The 22,499-nt window shown below is 48.4% G+C and carries 13 protein-coding genes and 1 tRNA gene; 5 read left to right on the forward strand and 9 right to left on the reverse strand.

The window, feature by feature from the left end; genetic code table 11:
- Positions 1-31: 31 nt before the first annotated feature.
- From GJR95_RS27370 to GJR95_RS27410, 9 genes are all read right to left on the reverse strand, one after another.
- A complete protein-coding gene (locus tag GJR95_RS27370) occupies positions 32-3,142 on the reverse strand; it encodes a TAT-variant-translocated molybdopterin oxidoreductase (RefSeq protein ID WP_162388884.1) in 3,111 nt (1,036 codons plus the stop codon).
- Positions 3,143-3,200: 58 nt separating this feature from the next.
- Complete coding sequence (locus GJR95_RS27375) at positions 3,201-4,487, reverse strand: c-type cytochrome (RefSeq protein WP_394369965.1); 1,287 nt, start codon at positions 4,485-4,487, stop codon at positions 3,201-3,203.
- A 284-nt stretch (positions 4,488-4,771) separates the two neighbouring features.
- A tRNA-Cys gene (locus tag GJR95_RS27380) sits at positions 4,772-4,842 on the reverse strand.
- A 140-nt stretch (positions 4,843-4,982) separates the two neighbouring features.
- On the reverse strand, positions 4,983-6,767 hold the full coding sequence (gene rpsA, locus GJR95_RS27385; RefSeq protein WP_162388886.1) for a 30S ribosomal protein S1: 1,785 nt from the start codon (positions 6,765-6,767) through the stop codon (positions 4,983-4,985).
- A gap of 285 nt (positions 6,768-7,052) precedes the next feature.
- Entirely contained in the window at positions 7,053-7,568 is a 516-nt protein-coding gene (locus GJR95_RS27390; RefSeq protein WP_162388887.1) for an HNH endonuclease, read from the reverse strand.
- 167 nt (positions 7,569-7,735) lie between these two features.
- Positions 7,736-8,197 (reverse strand): SsrA-binding protein SmpB, encoded by a 462-nt coding sequence (gene smpB / locus GJR95_RS27395; RefSeq protein ID WP_162388888.1) that lies wholly within the window; start codon positions 8,195-8,197, stop codon positions 7,736-7,738.
- A gap of 290 nt (positions 8,198-8,487) precedes the next feature.
- A complete protein-coding gene (locus GJR95_RS27400) occupies positions 8,488-9,084 on the reverse strand; it encodes an OmpH family outer membrane protein (protein ID WP_162388889.1) in 597 nt (198 codons plus the stop codon).
- Between the two features lie 70 nt (positions 9,085-9,154).
- On the reverse strand, positions 9,155-9,502 hold the full coding sequence (locus GJR95_RS27405) for a hypothetical protein (protein WP_162388890.1): 348 nt from the start codon (positions 9,500-9,502) through the stop codon (positions 9,155-9,157).
- Positions 9,503-9,533: 31 nt separating this feature from the next.
- Positions 9,534-11,960 carry a penicillin acylase family protein gene (locus GJR95_RS27410; RefSeq protein ID WP_162388891.1) on the reverse strand — a complete coding sequence of 809 codons (2,427 nt, stop codon included), beginning with the start codon at positions 11,958-11,960 and terminating at the stop codon, positions 9,534-9,536.
- Between the two features lie 168 nt (positions 11,961-12,128).
- Between GJR95_RS27410 and GJR95_RS27415 the strand changes: the two genes are divergently transcribed.
- The 5 genes from GJR95_RS27415 (at position 12,129) to GJR95_RS27435 (ending at position 22,499) form a co-directional block, all read left to right on the forward strand.
- Entirely contained in the window at positions 12,129-12,713 is a 585-nt protein-coding gene (locus tag GJR95_RS27415) for an RNA polymerase sigma factor (RefSeq protein WP_162388892.1), read from the forward strand.
- A gap of 82 nt (positions 12,714-12,795) precedes the next feature.
- Positions 12,796-13,809 carry a FecR family protein gene (locus GJR95_RS27420; protein WP_162388893.1) on the forward strand — a complete coding sequence of 338 codons (1,014 nt, stop codon included), beginning with the start codon at positions 12,796-12,798 and terminating at the stop codon, positions 13,807-13,809.
- The gene (locus GJR95_RS27425) at positions 13,806-17,282 is read left to right on the forward strand and encodes a SusC/RagA family TonB-linked outer membrane protein (RefSeq protein WP_162388894.1); all 3,477 of its coding nucleotides are present in this window, start codon (positions 13,806-13,808) and stop codon (positions 17,280-17,282) included. Before GJR95_RS27420 ends, GJR95_RS27425 begins: the two co-directional genes overlap by 4 nt.
- A 26-nt stretch (positions 17,283-17,308) precedes the next feature.
- Positions 17,309-18,844, forward strand: coding sequence for a RagB/SusD family nutrient uptake outer membrane protein (locus GJR95_RS27430; RefSeq protein WP_162388895.1), 1,536 nt, complete (start codon positions 17,309-17,311; stop codon positions 18,842-18,844).
- A 79-nt stretch (positions 18,845-18,923) separates the two neighbouring features.
- Positions 18,924-22,499, forward strand: a complete 3,576-nt coding sequence (locus GJR95_RS27435; RefSeq protein ID WP_162388896.1) for a VCBS repeat-containing protein — start codon at positions 18,924-18,926, stop codon at positions 22,497-22,499.

Below are 22,499 nucleotides of genomic sequence, written 5' to 3' on the forward strand. Positions count from 1 at the left end.
CGCAATTAGTAACCATAAGTCATAAGTTATATTATGCCTGCGATTCCTGACGAGCTTCCTTCTTTGGTTCTTCGTCTTTATTCCGAATTTTGGTCAGATACGAGATTTGTGGTCTCACGTTGATCTCTTCAAGAACATGGAAAGCCCGGCCTTTCAGTTCGGTTTCCAGTGTCTTGGAAATCGTACTTTCCGGGTTGTTCATATCGCCGAAAATGATCGCATCTGTTGGGCAAGCCTGCGCACAAGCCGTTTGAATTTCGTCGGGCATGGGCCGACGGCGTTCTTTTTTGGCAGTCAACTTACCTTCCTGAATACGCTGTACGCAGAATGAACATTTCTCGATTACACCCCGAGACCGAACGGTTACGTCCGGATTAATGGCCATCTTACCGAGGTCATTGTTGAAGTTATAATCGAAATTGTCATTATCGAAGTACTTAAACCAGTTAAATCGGCGTACTTTATAGGGACAGTTGTTGGCGCAATAACGCGTACCTACACAACGGTTATAGGTCATTTGGTTAAGACCTTCCGTACTGTGAGTTGTTGCAAGAACAGGGCAAACCGTTTCGCAGGGAGCATTGCTGCAGTGCTGGCAAAGCATTGGCTGGAATGTTACTTCGGGATTTGCCGATGCAACTTCCAGTTCTTTCAGATTTTCGGGATCAGCATCACTGCTATAGTAGCGGTCAATGCGAATCCAGTGCATCTCGCGTCGGTTTATTACTTCCTGACGACCAACAACAGCAATGTTATTCTCTGACTGGCAACTAATTACGCAGGCATTACAACCAATACAGGAGTTCAGGTCAATGACCATACCCCATGAATGGTTAGGCTTACCATAGCCATTCCAAAGCGATATATCAGTAGATGGTTTTGCACCTTCAGACGTTACGACTCTTGGCTCGTAACGGCCCGCCATCGGGTTCTTCTGGTATTCGGCAAGGATTGATTCCTGCAAAACAGCCTTACGGCCCATCACAGTATCATGCGTTTGCGTTTGCGCAACCTCCCGTGAACCACTCGCTTTGTCTACTTTCGCACTAAAAGACGAGTAGGCAATATAACCATTAGCGATTTTCGCAAAAGGGAACGCATTTTTCCCGACGCCATTGGCCGATTTACCCGCCTTTTCACGGCCGTAGCCAATCGCCACCGAAACCGTTTCATCGGCCTGGCCTGGCTGTATTAAAACAGGCAATTCAACCGATTTCCCATCGGCAGAGACAGTTACCAGATCATTCTGAGCAAGCCCTAAGTCATGAGCTGTTTTTTGCGAAATGGCAGCGTAGTTATCCCAGCAAGCTTTCGTTACAGGATCAGGCATCTCCTGTAACCAGGGATTATTTGCCGTCGACCCCGTACCGATACCTACTTTCTCATACAAGGCCAGCTCGATACCCGTTGTTGGCTTATAACGCTGAGCAATGCCAGCGGCAGCCTGGGCAATGTTTCCGGCAAACGAAGCACCACCAGCAACGGGAGCTCCTTTGCCAGGTTCAAATACGCCATCATGAAGGCTCTTAATCCAGAACGCATCGAACGAACTAAAGCCAGAAGCCTGCGGATAGCGATTTGTGCGCCAGAAATTTTTCAGATAGGTCTGAAAATCACTTGGCTTACCTGCCCATGTCAACAAACTGGACTGAAACTGACGCGTTTTGAAGATAGGAGTAATAGCCGGTTGAGTCAGGCTATAGAAACCCTGCTTAGGCTCGGCATCATTCCAGCATTCCAGATAATGAGGAGCGGGCGTGATGTATTTTGCCAGAGAAGCGGTTTCATCAGCGCGATCAGCAAATGAAACAGACAGTGCTATTTTCGGCAGCGCTTCTGCCAGTTCGGCACCACGCGGGTGATCATATACTGGGTTTGCACCGAAAAACAGTGCTGCACCGACCCGACCTGCTTTCGCTTCATCGATGAAGGCGCTCATTTGCTGGTCATTACCCTGACGGTAATTGATCGGTGTATTGATATCGATCGTTGTGCCATAGCTACCCAACAGGTTGTTTAGGGCATTGACAACGATTTGCACGTTTGGATCGTTAGATCCCGAAACAACCAATGCCTTCCCGCGTGCGCTAACAAGATCGTTAGCTGCCTTATCGAGATTAGAAACCGTGATTGATGATGTACTTACAGCAGATCCGCCCAGTTTTGCAGCGACCTTATTATAGAGTGCAGCAACAACTAATCCTTCCTGCGACGGCTTGATGGCTGTACGATAGTCAGCATTAGCACCCGTCATCGACAAACCCGTTTCGAACTGGTAGTGCCGCGACATTGTTTTTTTGCCACCACCGACAGCGCCGATTTTCCGGCCCTGTGCGTACGGACGCATAAATTCAAGGGGGGCTATCCACGTTCCAAGAAAATCAGCGCCCACACTAACGATGGTTTGTGCTTTGCTGAAATCGTAGGAAGGAATAACTGCTTTACCAAAGGAAGCCTGATTGGCCTGTACAATTCCGAACGCAGAGTTCGCATCGTACATAATGTGGCGGGCAGTTGGAAATTTAGCCACAAAATCAGCTACAACTGCTTTCGTTGCCGGACTAAGAATTGTTGATGTAACAATCCGGATAGCTCCGCCTTTAGCTGCTACTGAATTTAGCTGATTAACAATCTCACGGTCGGCCGTTGCCCAGTCAATGTCTGACTCGCCCCGTTTCGGACCTTTCAGTTTGTCTATATCATATAAAGACAATACAGATGCCTGAACTCGGGCCGTAGTACCTCCTTTCGAGATGCTGGACAGCGGGTTACCTTCAATTTTTATAGGCCGTCCTTCGCGAGTTTCGACCAGAACAGCGGCATAATCGCCACCGTCGGTATATGTTGACGCGTAGTAGTCTGAAATAGAAGGGAATGTAAATTCCGGTTTGTTGATGTACGGAATGGCTTTATGAACTGGGGTTTCGCAGGCAGCCAGCGTTACTGCTGCCATCCCAAAGCCCATTACTTTGAGGAAATCACGGCGTTGGGTGTTTGAGCCACCGAGCAGACCATCAAGGTCATCCGACGAATCGCCCAGGTCAGGATTCGCAAACTCGCTGTTAGCGTTCTTTACAAACGTTGCATCGTTGCGTAATTCTTCAACCCCTTTCCAATACCGTTTGGTCGTATTTTCTTCCATGCGTGTTGTAATCGGTAAGATACCTATTGGTTGAGCCGGCCTATCATGGCCCGGTGGATTAATAGTGGCATTTAGAACACTCCAAACCACCGATGTTAGCCACTTTGAGCGGCTCCTTACTTTCTTTCCGGTGAAGAGCGACTAGCTTATCGTAGTAGGCGTTGTCTTTCGTATTGACTTCCGTTTTCCGGTGACAGTCAATACACCAACCCATTGTCAATGAAGAACGCTGCTCTACTACTTCCATTTTCTCGATCTCACCGTGGCAGGTCTGGCATTGTACGTTACCGACGTTTACGTGCTGAGCATGGTTAAAGTAAGCCAAATCAGGCAGGTTGTGAACACGAATCCACTCGATCGGGCGATTCGCTTCAATAGCTGCGTAGATTTTCTGAATTTCCGGCGACTCTTTCTTGATAACACCGTGGCAGTTCATACAGATGTTTGCGGCAGGAATCGTAGCATTCTTACCTTTATTAACACCTGTGTGACAGTAGTTACAGTCGATTTTGTATTGACCTGCGTGAAGCTTGTGTGAGTAGGCAATTGGTTGTTTCGGAGCGTAGCCCTGCTGAATACCAATGCTGTAAGCACCATCCAGCGTTTCTTTCGTAGCGACCAGAATGAACAACCAGATGACAATAGAACGAAGTGTTGAGTTGTTGAAGGCGTTTGAGAAGCCATCTTTCAACCGCTGACCAAAGGAAGCAGCTGGTAGAGTACCATCAGCTATGGCTGGTGTTACAGCTTTCGAAAGGATCGTAACGATTACCAGCAGTACGCCCAATACGAGCAACATAACGACCAGTAATGCAATCAAAACGAAAGTGAATAATTCTGATGGGCCACCTGTCGACGCTGATTCACCTGGTGCAGGCGCCGGGCCAACATTGCCAGGCGTAGTAGGTCCTGCCGGTTTATTAGCGCCATCGATGTAAGCCAGAATTCCATCAATGTCAGCATCCGTCAAATTAGGGAAGCTCGACATCTGTACTTTACCGTTGGCATTGAAAACCTGGTTAGCATACGCGTCGCCTGAAGCAATAACAGCCGATGAATTTCTAATCCATTTGTGCAACCAATCTTTGCTTGGAGCACGCCCTTCAATACCTTTCAGACCTGGACCTACGACTTTCTCATCTGTTACTGAATGGCATTGTGCACAGTTATTAGTAAACAGACTTTTACCCTTTTCAGCATCACCAGCACCCCCTGAAGCTGGTGTAGCTGCAGCCGAACCACCGCCTGCAGCCGCAGATGAGTCCTGCGCCTTTAGCTGACCGCCGTTAATCAACAGCGCCAGTGACAGGGCCATGGCCCCGCAAAACTTAGACAAACGACTCATTGTTAGACATCTATTCATTAAGTTGATCAACATAATCACCACTGACTTTTCATAGGTCCACAAAAGTACGACACGATTGCTGTATAGGCAAAAGTTGGTGTTTAGTTATTTTGCCTTCTCAATTTTATTTATATTGTTTCTAATTAATATAGCTACTGGTATTCATTTTCCGTGTAGATAAATTTGCTGAATGAAGCCATACCGCATAAAAAAAGCCATTTGGCCAATCCTTGCTATAGATAAGGCCAAATGGCAGTGTTATGTAATCTACCGATGGGTGAGTGAGGTTCCGAGCGGATTCGAACCGCTGTACGAGGTTTTGCAGACCTCTGCCTAGCCACTCGGCCACGGAACCTTATAACCGAATACATGACAGGTCCTGGATTCGGGAGTGCAAACATACGCTTTTATCCGCTCTTTTGAAAATAGTGTTGCAAAAAAAATCCCCTGAACCTTTTGGATCAGGGGATTCCTATATAAAAAGCGCGCCATTAATTAGTTGCGGCCTTCGAGCTGCTCTTTCAGTGCTGCCAGAGCATCGAGGTCACCTAAGGTTGCACCACGATCGGCCTGGTTCGAAGTCGAAGCGGGTTTCGCAGCAGCCGCTTTAGGCTTCTGTTCTTTCACCGGCTCGTTTTTCTCCTGCCATGTTTTCGTGTGCGACAACATAATGCGTTTCTCTTCTTTCGAGAACTCGGTTACTTTGAAGTCGAGCGTTTCGCCTACTTCAGCGAATGTGCCGTCTTCTTTAGCCAGGTTCTTCAGCGACGAGAAGCCTTCGATACCATAAGGTAATTCGAGCGTTGCCATTTTGTCGTTCTTACTAATGATCGTGCACCGGTGAATCGTACCGACAGCGAACACAGTTTCAAACGTATCCCATGGGTTCTCTTCGAGTTGTTTGTGACCCAGAGCCAGACGACGGTTTTCGATGTCGAGTTCCAGAACAACTACTTCGAGGTCTTCGCCAACCTTGATGAAATCCGAAGGGTGTTTCACCTTCTTCGTCCACGACAGGTCAGATACGTGTACCAGACCATCGATACCTTCTTCCAGTTCGAGGAACAGGCCGAAGTTGGTCAGATTACGAACCACTCCTTTGTGTTTGGTACCGATTGCGTATTTCGTACGCAGTTCTGGACGAGTCCAGGGATCTTCGGTCAGTTGTTTGATGCCCAACGACATTTTGCGGTCGCTGCGATCAAGAGTCAACACAACCGCTTCAACTTCGTCGCCCACTTTCAGGAATTCCTGTGGGTTACGCAGGTGCTGCGACCATGACATTTCGGATACGTGGATCAGTCCTTCTACGCCCGGCATGATTTCGAGGAACGCACCATAGTCGGCTACGTTGACGATCTTGCCTTTCACTTTCGAACCAACCTGAATATCCTGCTCCAGCGCATCCCATGGGTGAGCCTGAAGTTGTTTCATGCCCAGTGAGATCCGCTTTTTGTCTTCGTCGAAGTCCAGTACAACCACGTTGACCTTCTGGTCGAGGTGGAGCACTTCGGATGGGTGGCTGATACGACCCCACGAAATATCCGTGATGTGCAACAGACCATCGACACCACCAAGATCGATGAATACACCGAAATTGGTCATATTCTTGATCACACCTTCCAGAACCTGACCTTTTTCGAGGTTGTTCAGGATTTGAGCGCGTTGTGCTTCGAGGTCTTTCTCGATCAGTACTTTGTGCGAAACAACAACGTTGTCGTTTGCATAGTTGATCTTAACAACCTTAACCTCCATTTTCTTACCAACGAAAATATCGAAGTCACGAATCGGTTTTACGTCGATTTGCGAACCAGGTAAGAAAGCTTCAATACTGAAAATATCAACGATCAGGCCACCCTTTGTCCGGCGCTTCACGAAGCCATCGATAACGAGGTCTTCGTCCAGTGCACGCTGGATTTTCTGCCATGCTGTAATCACTTTCGCTTTTTTGCGCGAAAGAACCAGTTGGCCGTTCGGGTCTTCCTGATTTTCTACATACACTTCAATCTCATCACCCATCTTCAGCTCCGGCATATCCCGGAATTCGGAAGCTGGAACCAACCCGTCCGACTTGAAGCCGATGTTGAGCAGTACCTCACGGTCCGTAATCCCAACGACGGTTCCCATCACCACTTCTTTCTCCTTAACCTCCGACAGGGTGTTGTCGTACAGTTCTAACATCCGGGTGCGCTCCGCATCCGAATAGCCACTTCCGAATCCTTTGTTGTCTGCCCGGTCCCAATCAAATGCCGGCAGTTCGCGTTGCTGCGTTTTGCTCATAAAAAAAGTTTTCCTGACCCACTCGGTACATCAGTCCGTGGGTCAATGGCGGACTGACTTTTGGTTGAAAATTAAAGTACCTTCAAAAAAGGACTGCAAAGATAGCAATTGCTTTGTGAAAAAAGTCTCGGTAGAGGCAAAAGTCTTTGAAATTGAGGGACAAAAGAGAAAAGGGGACAAAAGAGAGGAAGGCAAATGCACCGAGCAAATTCCTTTCCTTTCTTTTATCCCCTTTTCGTGCCCGACGGCGGGCTATCCTGCAAAAAAGCAGTACTCGAAGAATTGTTATTGAAACGCTTTTTCTTTTTTGCTCAGAAACGGCATCCAGCTTTGCTCAAGCGAACCTGAAAATTCGCGTAGAAAAACCAGAAACGTTGGTTTAAATGGTTTCTGGCGCAATTTCATGTTAGCTTCTTCTGGGGTGTAGTCTCCTTTGCGGGAGTTGCATCGTTTGCAGGCAGTGGCGAGGTTGTCCCAACTGGTTTTCCCTCCCCGCGATTTTGGCAGAACATGATCAAGCGTCAGGTCTTCCGTTGTTCCGCAATATTGGCAATGATGGCCGTCGCGCTTGAAGATATTCTGCCGGGTAAGCATTACGCCCTTATATGGCAGACTTACGTATCGATGTAACCGGATAACCGACGGCATCGGGAACTCAGCTGAGACTGTTCGTAAGGTGAATTGTTCGGATTCAGCAATGAGTTCGGCTTTGTCTAAAAAAACCAGCAAAAATGCTTTAGGAACGGAGCAGATGCTGAGTGCACTGTAATCTTGATTTAAGACTAATACTTTCCTGCCCATATCGCGTTTAAATGCCTCTGTACGGTAGCAAGTTACAGAGTTATCCACATAACGGCAAGAATTGTGGAAAATTTACTAGTCAGTGGGCAGTTAGGCGTAAACAGTGGGTAGTAGGCAGTCAGCAGTAGGCGGTCAGCAATTTAAGTGAACTAACGCCCACTAAAGGCTCAATAGCGCTCGCGCTGCAAATCGCGGGTTACTTCACGTTCTTTGATACTGTCACGCTTATCGAACAGTTTTTTACCTTTTGCCAGCGCAATTTCAACTTTGGCAAAACCGCGTTCGCTCGTAAACATCCGAACAGGAACGATGGTCAGTCCCTGGTCTTTCAGCTTCTCGGTAAGCCGTTTAATTTCCCGTTTTGTCAGGAGAAGTTTTCTATCCCGGAGGGGCTCATGGTTGTAATGGGTGCCTTCGGTATAAAGCGAAATATTCATCTGGCGAATAAACAACTCGTCACCATGAATCAGGCAATAGGCATCCTGCAGGTTTACTTTTCCCTGCCGGATGGATTTAATTTCGGTACCGGTCAGGACAATGCCAGCCGTATACGTTTCTAAAAACGAATATTCAAACGATGCCCGACGGTTTCGAATATCAACCTGTTTAACAATAGAAGCAGAGGCCATGGAATAATAAGAACGATTATGATGGCTGTGCACGATCAATCAGGCAGTCTACAACCTGAAATCATATGTCAGCAATCACTAATCCAAACAAATAACTCAACAAGGCTACAAAAATAGCCCGGTAAGATCAACAACACAGAAAATTGACCAGAGGTTTGTAAGGTTGGAGAAAGTTGCAATTCTTACCAAATAAGGTAATTATCAGGTCTTTCAACAGAAACCGCACGCTTGCCAAACGAACCAAGTTTGGCAAGCGTGCGGTTTCTGAAGGATTTGCAGGAGGTCTGCTCTTATTTTTTCGTTTGCTTAGCCTGATATTCTTTATTCAGACCTGCCAGTATCTTGCTGGTTTGATCGCCGGATGGATCAGCAAAGAGAATACCTCCACCTTTGGTATATCCCAACACAAACTCATACTTATTCTGAGCATTCTGTTTTTTGAGATAATCGTAGATCTGGTCGTATAATTGCTTGTTCTTGTCCTGCTCTTCAGCGGCCAGATTTTGCGCTGCCCGCTCACGATAGGCCAGAATGTCCTGCTGTTCCTTTTGAAGAGAAGCTTCGGTCGCACGGCCCTGTTCCTGGGTCATGGTAGCGGCCCGCTGCTGAAAGAAAGCTACTTTATTTTGCAGATTACGTCCCTTAGAAGCCAGATCGTTTTCTAACTGAAACCGCTTGCTTTCCAGAACTTTCTGCGTGTCTTTAAAATAATCGTATTTAGTCAGTAATGAATCGACATTTACATAGACGATCGATTTACCTTTTGCCTCGGCAGGAGACGTAACCACGGAAGCCGTTTCGGGCTGGCGATCTTTAAAATGTAGGTAATATAGAACAGCTACGGCTATCGCCAGGATGACGTTTAGAATCAATGAGGCATTCTTCACAGGAAAATGGATTGGTTAGTTGCAAGTTTATAGGACAAAGGTAGGGGATTTACAATTTATGAAGTACCATTTACCGTTGATTTACGGTTACTTGTCGAACAAAGAAGCCTGATAGCCCCGCCAAACCGCCAACTAATCCGCCAATAAGGGTGGTTACCATCAGTGGTAAAATCGCGTTCGTTGTCTTAAAAAGCAATTGACTCATGCGGCCTGTAAGAATCCCATCGGTGCGTAGATGGATTAGCAGCGCATAGGCAATCCAGATCAAGGCTATACCCATAAAGCCATAAAAAAAGGCACGTCCGGCACTTTGGCTTCGCCAGAGACAGACCAGAAAGGCAATAATAGCCAGGCTCCACCACGGAAATATCAATTGAGCCAGCAAACTAATCAGGGCAATAAGCAGGATTTGTATCATGAGGGGTTGATTCTAGTAGCATTCTGACACCTTACTTCAGTGTCATCGTTCTTTTTATGTGCTGGTTTTTGTCCTGCGCCGATTGAAGATAAACCAATTCTGTAAGTTGGCCCGTGCGCCATGTTTCAATCATATTCTGGTAATTCGGGCTACCGGGATTACCCGATTGGCCGCCCGGATAAATGCCATGTGCGCTAGGTGTAGGTCCTAACTCAACCACCATCCGCCACGACGGGCCAGTGCGTTCAGTAGTGGCATTGACAATACCGCTTCCCCCTCCGATCTGTACATTCAAGGCACTAAACGCATCTAAACCGGGCACTAAATGCCGAATCGCGGTAGCTTTGTGGGTTCCCCATGCCCAGGCTGGCCCTATTGGGCCATGCTTTTTCGCGAGCGAATCACAGGTAGCCCGAAAACTGCTCGCCAACACATCAGTCATCGTTTCAATAGGCCTGGTATTTACATTATCGAACCAATGGGCTTTAGGATCTCGCTCAATCAGACGTAACGTACGGTCGAAACTAGGCAGGCGTGTCAGCAGTGTATCGCCCCGATCAAATTCGTCTTTCCAGATCGCATCGTTTAGTTGCCGATTCCATTCCGTGAAAATCGTCGCGCCAATGGCACTTGTATCATTTTGATAATTCCAGCTTTTGAGAATTGTTAACGCCCTGGCCTGATCACCATTCAGGGTAGAAGCGTTAATAGTGGGAAGCAGTTTGGGAAGTGCCATGGCTGCCCTCAGATTATACAAGTCGTTCTGCAACTGGCGCATACTGTCTGTCGTAACACGCTGCATAGCGGCCAGGCGCTGGTTGATGCGAATGCCGCGCTCAGCGGGAGCAAACTGCCAGTTAATATAATACGGATAGCTGGGATCGGTAGAAAACTGGTTCGCTGAGCTAACGAATCCTCTCGGTGGATTTTTCACCCGTGGATTTTGCGCCGGAGGAATCCAGCCTTGCCAGTCATGAGCGGGGTTTGTGCCATCCAGCAAGTATTTCCCCTGTTCTTTCCACTTCAACGGAAACTTTCCGTTCGGAGAAATGGCAATGTCTTTATTGTTATCGGCGAATACAAAGTTCTGGGCCGGTGCTCCGTAGTAGGCCAATGCCTCTACATAATCGGTATAGTTCTTTGCCCGGTTCAGGATGTAATAGCAACGAAGTTCATTCGTAGGTTCATGAGCAATCCAGCGGGCGGCATAACCCGACGGAATATTGGCCCGAAACCCTCGCTGCCCAGCCTGATTCACAATCGGGCCATGATGTGTATAATAAACGGTATCGATTACATCTGATTGACCCTTTACTTTGATCACTTCGAGCCGTCGACGCACGGGTTTCCATACTCCGCCGTGAAAATATTCCTGCTTACTGGCATCCCGAAACCGGATTTTATAAAAATCCAGCACATCGGCGCCAACATTGGTTACGCCCCAGGCAATATTTTTATTGAATCCAATAATCACACCGGGCGATCCGGGCAGCGAAACTCCACAAGCATTCATCGTAGGTGACACCAGTTGAATTTGATACCAGATCGACGGAAGGCTCAGGGTCAGGTGTGGGTCGTTGGCCAAAATTGGGTAGCCCGTTGCCGATTTCTGTGCACCCACGGCCCAGTCGTTACTGCCAATAGCCGGATCACTGGCTGGCCAGTTCAGGGCCAGTGAATTCGCAATAGACCCCGAATCGGCTGATTTCGGAACGTTCAGAGGTTTAAAATCCCATTTCGTTCCGGGCGGAATGATCGGATCTTCGTGGTCAGGATAATCAGGAAAAAGGTCATTGGTAACAGCCGCGCCGAATTTCTGTCTGACATTACTCATTTGCAGGTCATCAGCTCCGCTGGCCAGTGTACTGGTCATGGCTTTGAGCAAAAGCGCACATTTCAGAACCGACCACGGTTCGGGCGCATAGCCCAGCAGCTTGTATTCGATAGGATAATCGGCGGGTTTAAGTCGCGAAATCCAGGCATTGACACCAGCCGAATAGGCTTCAACAATCTGCTTTGCGATCGGATCACTCATCATAGCTTTCATCGCCTGTTCTGCTCCGTAAATCATACCGATCTCGCGATTGAATCGATCAAGCGGAAGAGCCCGGTCGCCAACTATTTCGGAGAGACGCCCTGCAGCAGCATGAGTCTGAAACTCCATTTGCCAGAGCCGATCGCGGGCGGTAAGATACCCCTGCGCAAAATATACATCATGATCATTCTGGGCAAAGACATGCGGAACCGCCATGTCATCGAAGACGACCGTAACAGGAGCCTGGGTGCCATTTACGCTTATTTCCTCATCAGAATCAGGAACAGACTCCGCATTTTGCCAAAATCCAACAAAGGGGCTAAGTAATGGTCCAAACGCCGGAATGCTCCCCCAGGGACGATTTAATGCACAAACAACTAGTATTGCAATCAGAGAAACTACAATAGCTTTTAGGTATCGCATGAAAAGGAAGGAGCAATTGAAGAAAATTTATTTTGCAATTTTACTATTGCATCCAGCAAATAAAAAGTATTCTTTTCCTAATCGCCATAATTCTTTACTACATTTGCCAAAGCACTATTCAGTTGCCTTCTGAGTGTAACCGTTCGCAGTAATCCTGCATAAACTTCTATGGAACTGACGGATACGGAATTGACGCTTCGTTTGAAACAACACGACGAGGCCGCGTTCGAAACATTGTTTCGGCGGTACTATCGTTATCTCTACAGTATAGCTATCCAATACGTGAAAGATCCGGACCTGGCAGAGGATGCTCTTCAGGAGGTGTACCTGAAACTATGGACGCACCGGGAACAATTAAACGAATCTCAATCGGTTAGAAACTATCTCGCAACAGCCATGCGCCATCAAATGATCAATACGCTCCGCGACGAAAAGCGGGCTATTTTGCGTCACCTCAGTCTTCAGGCTTCACGCCCCGATGTAGACACATCTACCGAGGAAACGCTGGTTCTGAGTGAGTACGGATCGGTAGTGCTTGATGGCCTGCGGCAGCTATCGGCCCAGCGCCGACTTGTGTTTCTGTTGCGCTCAGAGAAAGGACTAACCAACGAAGAAGTGGCCTCTCAGCTTCAAATTTCAATTAATACCGTGAAAGTACAGTATTACCATGCCTGCCGTTTTCTCCGCGACTATTTGCGGCAACACGCTGGTATTGAAGCCATGATTATATGGCTGGCCGTTTTTTTCAATTAATCCAGATTTTTTTTCATTTCCAATAATACTTCCTGCTTCGGGTGGTGTATAGGGAGCATATGGCTTTCCTACGCCTACACCTATGACTGAAGCATTACTCCAAAAGTACTTCGCCAACCAGGTCACGCCCGATGAAGCCCGGCGTGTGCTAGCCTGGTTTGACACCGAAGACGGTCAGACCTATCTGACATGGCGACTTAACGACCAGCTTAGTAGTACAGACTGGCACGCTCCTCCCGGCGTTCCTACGCCCGATGCCGACCAGATGCTGCATGCGATGCGGCAACGAATGGCCGATCGTTCAACAGACCAGGAAACATCCGTTCGGCGGCTTGGCTGGTTTAGTCAGCCAATGCGATGGGCTGCGGTTTTGGCAGGTGCTCTCTTGCTGGCAACAGCCGCCTTCTTTGGTTATCGTGAGCTATATCCGGTCGATTTGATTCAGCACACCGCTTATGGCAAAACAACCCGACTGACCTTGTCGGATGGTTCAATGGTAACGCTCAATGGCAATAGCTGTCTGCGTTATGCACCCCACTGGAAAAGCGGCCAAATCCGGGAAGTATGGCTCAGTGGTGAAGGTTTCTTTCATGTAACGCACCAGCGAAATCACGAACGCTTTGTCGTACACCTGCCTAATAAGCTCAACATTGAAGTTTTAGGCACTCAGTTCAACGTGCTGGCACGAGAAAGCCGGGCAAAAGTGGTGCTGAACAACGGTAAAATTCAGCTTGATGTGGGCGAACGATCCAAAGACAAGCTGATTATGAAACCGGGCGATCTGGTATATGCCGATGTGAAAACGAAGGAATACTACCGAAAGCGCGTAGACCCGGCCGCTCAATCTGCCTGGCAGACTGGCAAGCTGAAATTCGAGGGAACCAGCTTACGAGAAATAGCCCAGATGCTGGAAGATACCTACGGTGTAACAGTAGTCATCAACGATCCTGATCTGCGTCGACAAACGCTGTCTGGCACCATTCCAAACCAGTCGATGCAAACCATTCTGAATGGCCTTTCAACGCTGTTCGATCTCCATATTACTCAACAAAACAATCAAATTATTTTTCAACGAACCAGCCTACCACAACCATGAATAAAAAATTAATTGCACTCGGATCGTTGTTTGTGGCCGGTATTTTGCCCGTACGGGCTCAGCTACTGGCCTCCAGCGACCGCTTTGCTACATATCAAAGCCGGGAAGTAGATACCCGCCTGATTACCTTACGCAGTGCCCTTGCCGAACTGGAACAGTATTATAGTGTTTCGTTCATTTACCCGACCAATCTGGTTGACACAAAAGTAGTGATGGTCAACCGCCATAGTCAGAATCTGGAGGCTGAATTAACCAGTTTACTGGCCAATAAAGGATTAACCTATCGCAAGGTTCAGCCTAACTTCTACGCTATAGTATCGGCCGATAAAGGGAAAAATCCCCGGCTTTTTCGAAAAATCGAACAAATTGAAACCAAAACCAGCACCGATCAGGCCCAAACACCCGTAAACATACCCGAACGGACCATCGATAAATTGGAACGGAGTGGCTGGTCAATGACATCGGCCAAACCACTGGCGGATATCAATGGGAAAGTATCCGACAAAAACGGACAGGGTATTCCGGGAGTTAGCGTCATTATTAAAGGGACCAATCGCGGTACAACCACCAATGCCAGTGGCGAGTATAGTTTGAATGCGGCCAATAATGCCATACTGGTTTTCAGCTTTGTAGGCTATACATCGCAGGAAGTTCCGGTATCAAACCGAAGCCAGATTAACATAACGATGCTCGACGATGTGAAAGCCCTCAGCGAAGTCGTTGTTGTTGGGTATGGCACCCAGAAGCGGGCATCAGTTACCGGTGCCATCTCGTCGGTATCGGCACAGGAAGTTACTCAATTGCCCGTGCCTAGTGTTGAGCAGGCCATTCAGGGGCGGGTGCCGGGCGTCACTGTAACGGCAAATGGTTCGCCGGGCGAAACACCGATTGTACGTATTCGAGGGATTGGCTCGATCAATTACGCGGCTAATCCGCTATACGTGATCGACGGTTTTCCAACGAGTGATCTCAATAACTTTGATACACGCGATATTGAGTCTGTAGACGTCCTGAAAGACGCTTCATCGGCGGCAATTTATGGGTCACGGGCGGCCAACGGTGTCATTATTGTTACCACGAAGAAAGGCAGTGGCGATGGAAAGCTACACGTCAATTATGATGGCTACGTTGGTACTCAGACTGCCTGGCGGCAGCTTGACCTGCTGAATCGGGATGAATACCTCCAGTTCGGCACCGCGCTGCGTACGAATGCCGGACAGCCGATTCCGGCCCGGTTTAACAACATGAATCAGCCGATCTATGCCGGAACAACGCAAACGTACGCGCAAACCGATACCGACTGGCAGAAGGCCGTTTTCCGCAATGCGCCCATCACACAACACAGCGTTCAGCTGTCGGGTGGAAATGAGCGGTCACGATTCTATTCGTCGGTGGGTTATTTTAATCAGCAGGGGATTATGATTGGTACAGGTTACAAACGGGGAAACTTCCGCATCAACTCCGACCATATCATCAGCAAGCGTTTTTCGTTCGGTCAAAACCTGACGATATCCTACGACGATAAGCTCAATGAAGTTAGTGCGGGCGGGCGAACACAGGTTCAGAACATGATTCGGATGACGCCCTACATGCCCATTGAAGATCCGACTTTGGCAGGTGGCTATCGTGGTCCGGATGGTTCCGACGGTACTGACCCCCAAAACCCCGTACGGGCTGCCTTACAGGACCAAAGCAACACCCAGCGCATGAAAATTCTGGGTAGTGCCTATATTGACGTTAAACTCATTGATGGATTGACCTATCGACTGCGTGGCGGCATTGACTACGTAACGGCCCGGACTTATTCGTTCCTGCCGATTTACAGTGAGAGTTTCAATGCCCGTGCGCTGGCCCAGTTGTCAGACGACCGTCTCACTTACGCTTCACCGCTGATTTCGAACCAGCTGACGTATGAGAAAGTATTCGGCAAACATTCCATCAATGCTGTGGTGGTAGCCGAACGGCAGGCGGGCAGAACCCTCGAAATCATTGGAACAGGCCAGGCAACGTCGAACACGATCCGCGAATTAAACGCGGTTGTCAGTACCAGTGCGGGCCTGAGTGGCACACGGTCAGAAAACATACTGGAATCTTATCTGGGACGTATCAACTATGAATATGCCGGTAAATATTTAGTTGGGGCATCGTTCCGTCGTGATGGATCATCTCGGTTTGCGCCTGGCAACAAATGGGGCAACTTCCCCTCCGTGTCGGCAGGCTGGCGTATCAGTGAAGAAGCATTCCTCAAAAATATACCGACCATCTCAGAGTTAAAGCTGCGGGCCAGTTATGGTACAATGGGCTTCAATGGCATCGGCGATTACTCCTGGCAGGTAGCGGTTTCGCAAAATACCAACGCCATTTTTGGTGACAGTCGCACACAGGGAACCTACTTCGATCGCCTGGGCAATACTAACTTACGCTGGGAAGTAACGAAGATGAGCAACTTTGGTCTGGATTTGGGGCTGCTCAACAACAGCATTACGTTATCTGCCGAAGTGTATCAGCGGAATACAGATGGATTAATTCTGAATCAGCCGATTGCGCCTTCGATTGGTTACACCCAATCACCCATTGTGAACGTAGGCAGCATGCGTAATAATGGCGTGGAATTGCAATTAGGCTATAACAAGACGAAAGGTGCCTTACGATTTAATGCGTCCGGTAACATTAGTTTCATCAGTAACAAAGTCCTGAGTCTGGGGCCAACGGTATCACCCCTACTGAACGGTGCCAATGCTGACTACGGCGGGGGCGACATTACCCGCACTGAAGCCGGGCAGTCAATTCAGTATTTCTATGGCTATAAGGTAGTGGGTATTTTCCAGACAGCGGATGAGATCAAAGCAGCCCCAACGCAGGACAATGCCAAACCCGGTGACATTCGATTTGCTGACATAAATAATGATGGCAAAATTGACGCAAGTGACCGCGTGAATCTGGGCAGTTTTCTACCAAAATTTACCTATGGGCTAAACCTGTCAGCCAATTACCGGGGTTTCGATCTGTCGCTGTTTTTCCAGGGCGTGCAGGGTAATAAGATCTATAACGGCGTAAAAGTCCTTGAACAGGGAATGTTGCGGTTGTTCAATTCAGGTACGGATGTACTTCGTGCCTGGACACCCACAAACACCAATACCGACGTACCGCGTGCTGTTGACGGCGATCCTAATGGAAACACCCGCACCTCGGACCGCTTTATTGAAGATGGCTCCTACCTGCGACTGAAGAACCTCAGTATTGGTTATACTGTACCCGCGGCAGCTTTGCAATCATTCTCGCGTGGAACCCTCAGCCGGGCACGGCTCTACGTAGCCTCGACGAACCTGCTGACGTTTACGAAATATACCGGCTACGATCCCGAAGTTGGCTCACGTACCAGCAACACCAATCCAACACTGACCAATGGCATTGACTATGGTCAGTTTCCACAGGCTCGCTCATTTATGGTCGGGTTACAACTTGGTTTTTAACGAACGAGACAAAAAACAAAGTCACTATGAAATCTACATACTGGTACACAGGTATAGTGGCAATGGGGCTGTTCTTCGGATGCAGCACCAGTAGCCTCGACAAAGTGAATCCTAATCAGGTTATTACCGATAATTATTATAAAACGTCCGATGAACTGCTTAAAGGTGTCAATTCGGTATATGCAATTTGGCAAAGTGCAAATCTGACTGGCCGGGAGTGGTTTTTCCTGAACGATCTCCGCTCCGACGACGTAGCAACGGGGGGAGGTCAGTTGGAAGCGCCCCGAAGTCAAATCCTGATTGGGGCTCAAAATCCGACAAATGCGGTAGCGTTTTCTGTTTGGAATGGGCTGTACCGGACCATACACCGGGCAAACGTAGTGATTGACAACGGTGCTACCGTCAAGGACAATCCAACGCTGGCCAAGCGGGTCGTAGCTGAAGCTAAATTTCTACGGGCGCTGGCTTATTTCGATCTGGTCACTATCTGGGGAGCCGTTCCGATGTATACTGACTATGTAACGAACGTCGATGGAACCAAGCCGAAATCCTCCGTAGATGATATTTACACGCTGCTAACGACCGATTTGCTGGCGATTCAGGCCGATCTACCCGCCAGTTTCAGTGGAGCCGACCTTGGCCGGTCAACCAAAGGAGCTGTCCAGGCACTGCTGGCACGGGTGTATATGCAAAAAGGCGACTATGCGAACGCTAAAACCCAGCTTCAGTCGATCATTAGTTCGGGTACCTACAAGCTGACCGATGAGTATATGGACAACTTCATCGAAGAAACTGAATTCAATTCAGAGTCAATCTTTGAAATCGGGTTTTCGCTGGTTGGCGGGTTTAACTGGGACGCTGATGGTAATGATAACGGCGCGAATGAAAACATGACCCGGAGTCAGGAGTACTCAGCCATTGGCTGGCGCAACCTGATTCCATCGGAGACCTTAGTAGCCGAATATGAACATACGGCAAAAGGCGATGCCAAAACCGACCCGCGTCTGAAATTCAATTTCTATTTCATTGGCGATACGTACAATAATGGCCTGAATACCCTGATGGATTCGCAGGTTCAGGGCAATACGATCCTCTTCAATGGCGTAGCGCAGAAAATTAGCTGGCGGAAGTATACGGCGATGTATAAAAACAACGAAACCTTTTATACATCGGGCATCAATATGCGGCTGATTCGTTATGCGGAGGTACTCCTGATGATGGCTGAAACCGAAAACGAAACGGGCAATATGGCGAATGCGATCACACTGCTCAATCAGATTCGGGCCAGAAAAAGCGTTGCGATGCCTGCTTATCCGACGGCGAAATATCCAGTCAATAGCAAGGATGAAGTACTCCGTGCCATCATGCATGAAAAGCGGGTCGAGCAGGCGGGTGAGCAAATCCGTAATCGTGACATTCTGCGTTGGCGGGCACAGAACAAGCTCAAAACAGAACCTTTTTCGTATTTCGTGAAAGGCAAGCAGGAACTGATGCCTATTCCACAACAGGAACTGGACAATAACAGTAAACTGAGCCAGAAGGATCAGAATCCGGGCTATTAACTCAACCAAGTAAAAGTAGAGGGTTAAATCCCCGGCTGGCCTTCGTTGCTGAGCCGGGGATTTTGTCTATATTTCGATTATGCATTATCTGTTCAGACTGAGCGGCTTCCTGCTCCTTTTCCTAGCCAGCTGTACCCACCAGCCTACCCGTTTTGAGCGTCTCACTACCGAACAAACGGGTATCGACTTTGCCAATACGATTACAGAAACTGACTCACTGAACGTGTTGGAATTCGAATACATGTTCAATGGCGGTGGCGTTGGCATTGGCGATTTCAATGGCGACGGTCTGAGTGATGTATTTTTTGCGGGCAATCAGGTCTCCAGCCGGTTATACCTCAATAAAGGCGATTTTAAATTCGAGGATATAACCCGGCAGGCAGGTGTCAGCACTAAATTCTGGTGTACAGGCGTTGCCGTTGCTGATATTAACCAGGATGGTCGGCAGGATATTTACGTGTCAACCATTCACCCCGACCGCAACCGGGTCGTACCGAACCTGCTTTTTCTCAATCAGGGTAACGACGCTTCGGGAACACCCCAATTTAAGGAGGTTGCCAGCGAAGTCGGGCTGGCCGATTCCAGTTATTCCAGCCAGGCTACCTTCCTGGATTATGATCGAGACGGTGACCTGGATGTTTTTCTACTGACCAATGCATTGGAAGCCTATAACCGGAATAACGTCACTGGGGCCCGTAATGACGGTTCAGCTAAAAGTCGGGATAAACTCTTTCGGAATGATGGTCAGGCAGTAGTGACTAAGGCGCAACGGGCGAATGCTCAATCCCATTCCCCCACTTTACTCCCGCACTTCACCGACGTTTCGGACCAGGCCGGTTTGCTTCACGAAGGCTGGGGGTTAGGTGTGGTTGTCAATGATGTGAATCAGGATGGCTGGCCTGATATTTATGTAGCCAACGATTTTCAGTCCAACGATGTCTGGCTCATCAACAACCAGAATGGGACATTTGGTAATAAGATTGCCGAAGCACTGAAGCATCAGAGCCACAACAGCATGGGCATGGACATAGCCGACATTAATAATGACGGCCTGAATGATCTGGCAGTCGTGGATATGCTACCCGATGATAATCTACGGCAGAAGACCATGTTTGCCACTATTCCCTATGATCGTTTTCAGATGGCCCGACGGCTTGGCTATCAGCCGCAGTACGTCCGGAATGTGCTACAACTGAATAGAGGTCAAGGTTCTGGCACCATGCCCTTATTCTCCGACATTAGCTATCTGGCCGGTACGGCTGCCACTGACTGGAGCTGGAGCGCCCTGTTCGCGGATTTGGATAATGATGGCTTTCGCGATTTACTGATCACCAACGGCTATCGGAAAGACATTACAGACCTCGATTTTATCAGCTACAATCGCGACGCTGGCCTGTTCGGCACCGATGCCGCCCGACGCGCTCAGTTGCTGAAGCGAATCGAGGAATTAGAACCTGTTTATAAACCAAACTTCCTGTTTCATAACAAAGGAGATCTTCACTTTGCGAACGTGGCCAACGATTGGGGCATGGGTGAACCCTCCTTTACCAATGGAACTGCCTATGCCGATTTCGATAACGACGGCGATCTGGACGTCGTTATGAATAACATCAACGATCCTGCCTTTCTGTATCGAAATCGAACCATTGATAATTCTACCGATTCGTCAGCCAATCGGTTTCTGAAGATAAACCTGATCGGTAAACCCGGAAATCGGGAAGGGCTGGGAGCCAAAGTAACGATTTGGGCAGCGGGTACTATGCATTACACAGAATATACCCGGCAACGCGGCTATCTGTCCACGATGGAGTCGGGTATTCATGTTGGTTTAGGTCATGCACAACGCATCGATTCGCTAAAAATCGTATGGCCGTCGGGCAACGCACAGATTCTCCGGAACGTTAGGTTATCTAAGGTGCTGACACTGGATGAGCAAAAAGCAATTTCTCAACCTGCTTCTTTACCGTTAATAACGCCTGTCAACTCTTTGCTTACTGAAATTTCGGCACCGCCTGGGCTTTCTTTTCAGCATCAGGAAGACGATTTTGTAGACTATAAAGCCCAGCAAACGCTGCTCTCTCATAAACATTCACAGATCGGGCCGGGCATAGCCGTTGGGGATGTAGATGGCAATGGGCTCGACGATATCTATATTGCCGGGGCAGCACATCGGGGTGGCACATTTTTTCTGCAACAAATCGATCCTTCCGGCAAAAATCGTTTCCAGCGCAAAGATCGTCCGGCAAAAGAGCCCGAAGAAACCGGCGTTCTGTTATTCGACGCCGACCGTGATGGCGACCTTGACCTGTATGCTGTTCATGGCAGCACCGAATTCGGCAAAAATGAAGCTCGCTATCAGGACAGTTTATACCTGAACGATGGGCGAGGAAATTTTCGCTCGTCTGCTACGTCATTGCCCAACACAACATCGAGCGGTTCGTGCATCGTAGCTACCGACTTCGACCACGACGGCGACCTCGATTTATTTGTGGGTGGCCGTATAATACCGCAACGATTTCCGGAGCCCCCGAGAAGCTATTTATTACGAAATGATGGACTGGCAGCAAGGAATAACGAGCGAGGAAATAGCCCCTCCGTTCCGCACTTTACCGACGTAACCGATCAGTTCGCACCCGGACTTGGCCAGGCGGGGTTAATCTGCTCGGCACTCTGGACCGATGTTGACAACGATACCTGGCCTGATCTGATGCTGGCGGGTGAGTTTATGCCGATCACCGTGTTCAAAAATGAGAAGGGTAGCCGGTTAACTCCCCTGAAGATGCCAACTCTGGAAAAAGCGGTTGGTTTCTGGAATAGTCTTACACCGGGTGATTTCGACAACGATGGCGATCTGGATTATATAGTGGGTAATCTGGGCCTTAACAGCCGTTTACAGGCATCGGCTTCACATCCGGTATCCGTTTACGCTGCTGACTACGACAAAAACGGCACGCTGGACCCCATTCTGAGTTTTTTCAACGGAGAAACCGAATATCCTGTTCACCCCCGTGATGTTCTGACCGATCAGGTTCCGTCGTTCAAAAAGAAAATGACGTCGTATGCCAGTTATGGAAAAATGAAACTGAGCGATCTGCTGGATAACGAGCAGCAAAAACAGGCTATTCATAAACAAGCGACTTATTGTTCATCGGCCTATCTTGAGAATCGGGCGGGAACGCTCATACTTCACGAACTGCCGATTGAAGCCCAGTTTTCGACCGTATTCGGAACAGTGGCCAATGACCTGAATCACGACGGCAATCTGGATATACTGCTAACAGGCAACGACTATTCGACGGAAATACTATCGGGCTGGCAGGATGCCGGATTGGGCTTATGTCTTCTGGGAGATGGGCATGGACATTTTAAGCCATTATCACCCGCGAAGTCTGGTTTTATTGTCGATGGTGATGCGAAATCATTAGCCTCAGTTCTATTGGCCAATGGGCAACTCTATTATGTTGCCACGCAAAATAACGGCCCCATGCGCGTTTTTGCAGAAACAACCAGACGGGCAAGGTATGAGCGGGTAAAAGCAACAGATACGTCTACGACACAAACAAAAGCAGCAGGACTAAAGCGAAAAATAGAGTATAGTTGGGGTGGTGGTTATTTGTCTCAATCATCACGAGTTGCAGAAAAAAAGCCTTACTAA

The sequence above is a fragment of the Spirosoma endbachense genome, assembly GCF_010233585.1.
Taxonomy (GTDB): domain Bacteria; phylum Bacteroidota; class Bacteroidia; order Cytophagales; family Spirosomataceae; genus Spirosoma; species Spirosoma endbachense.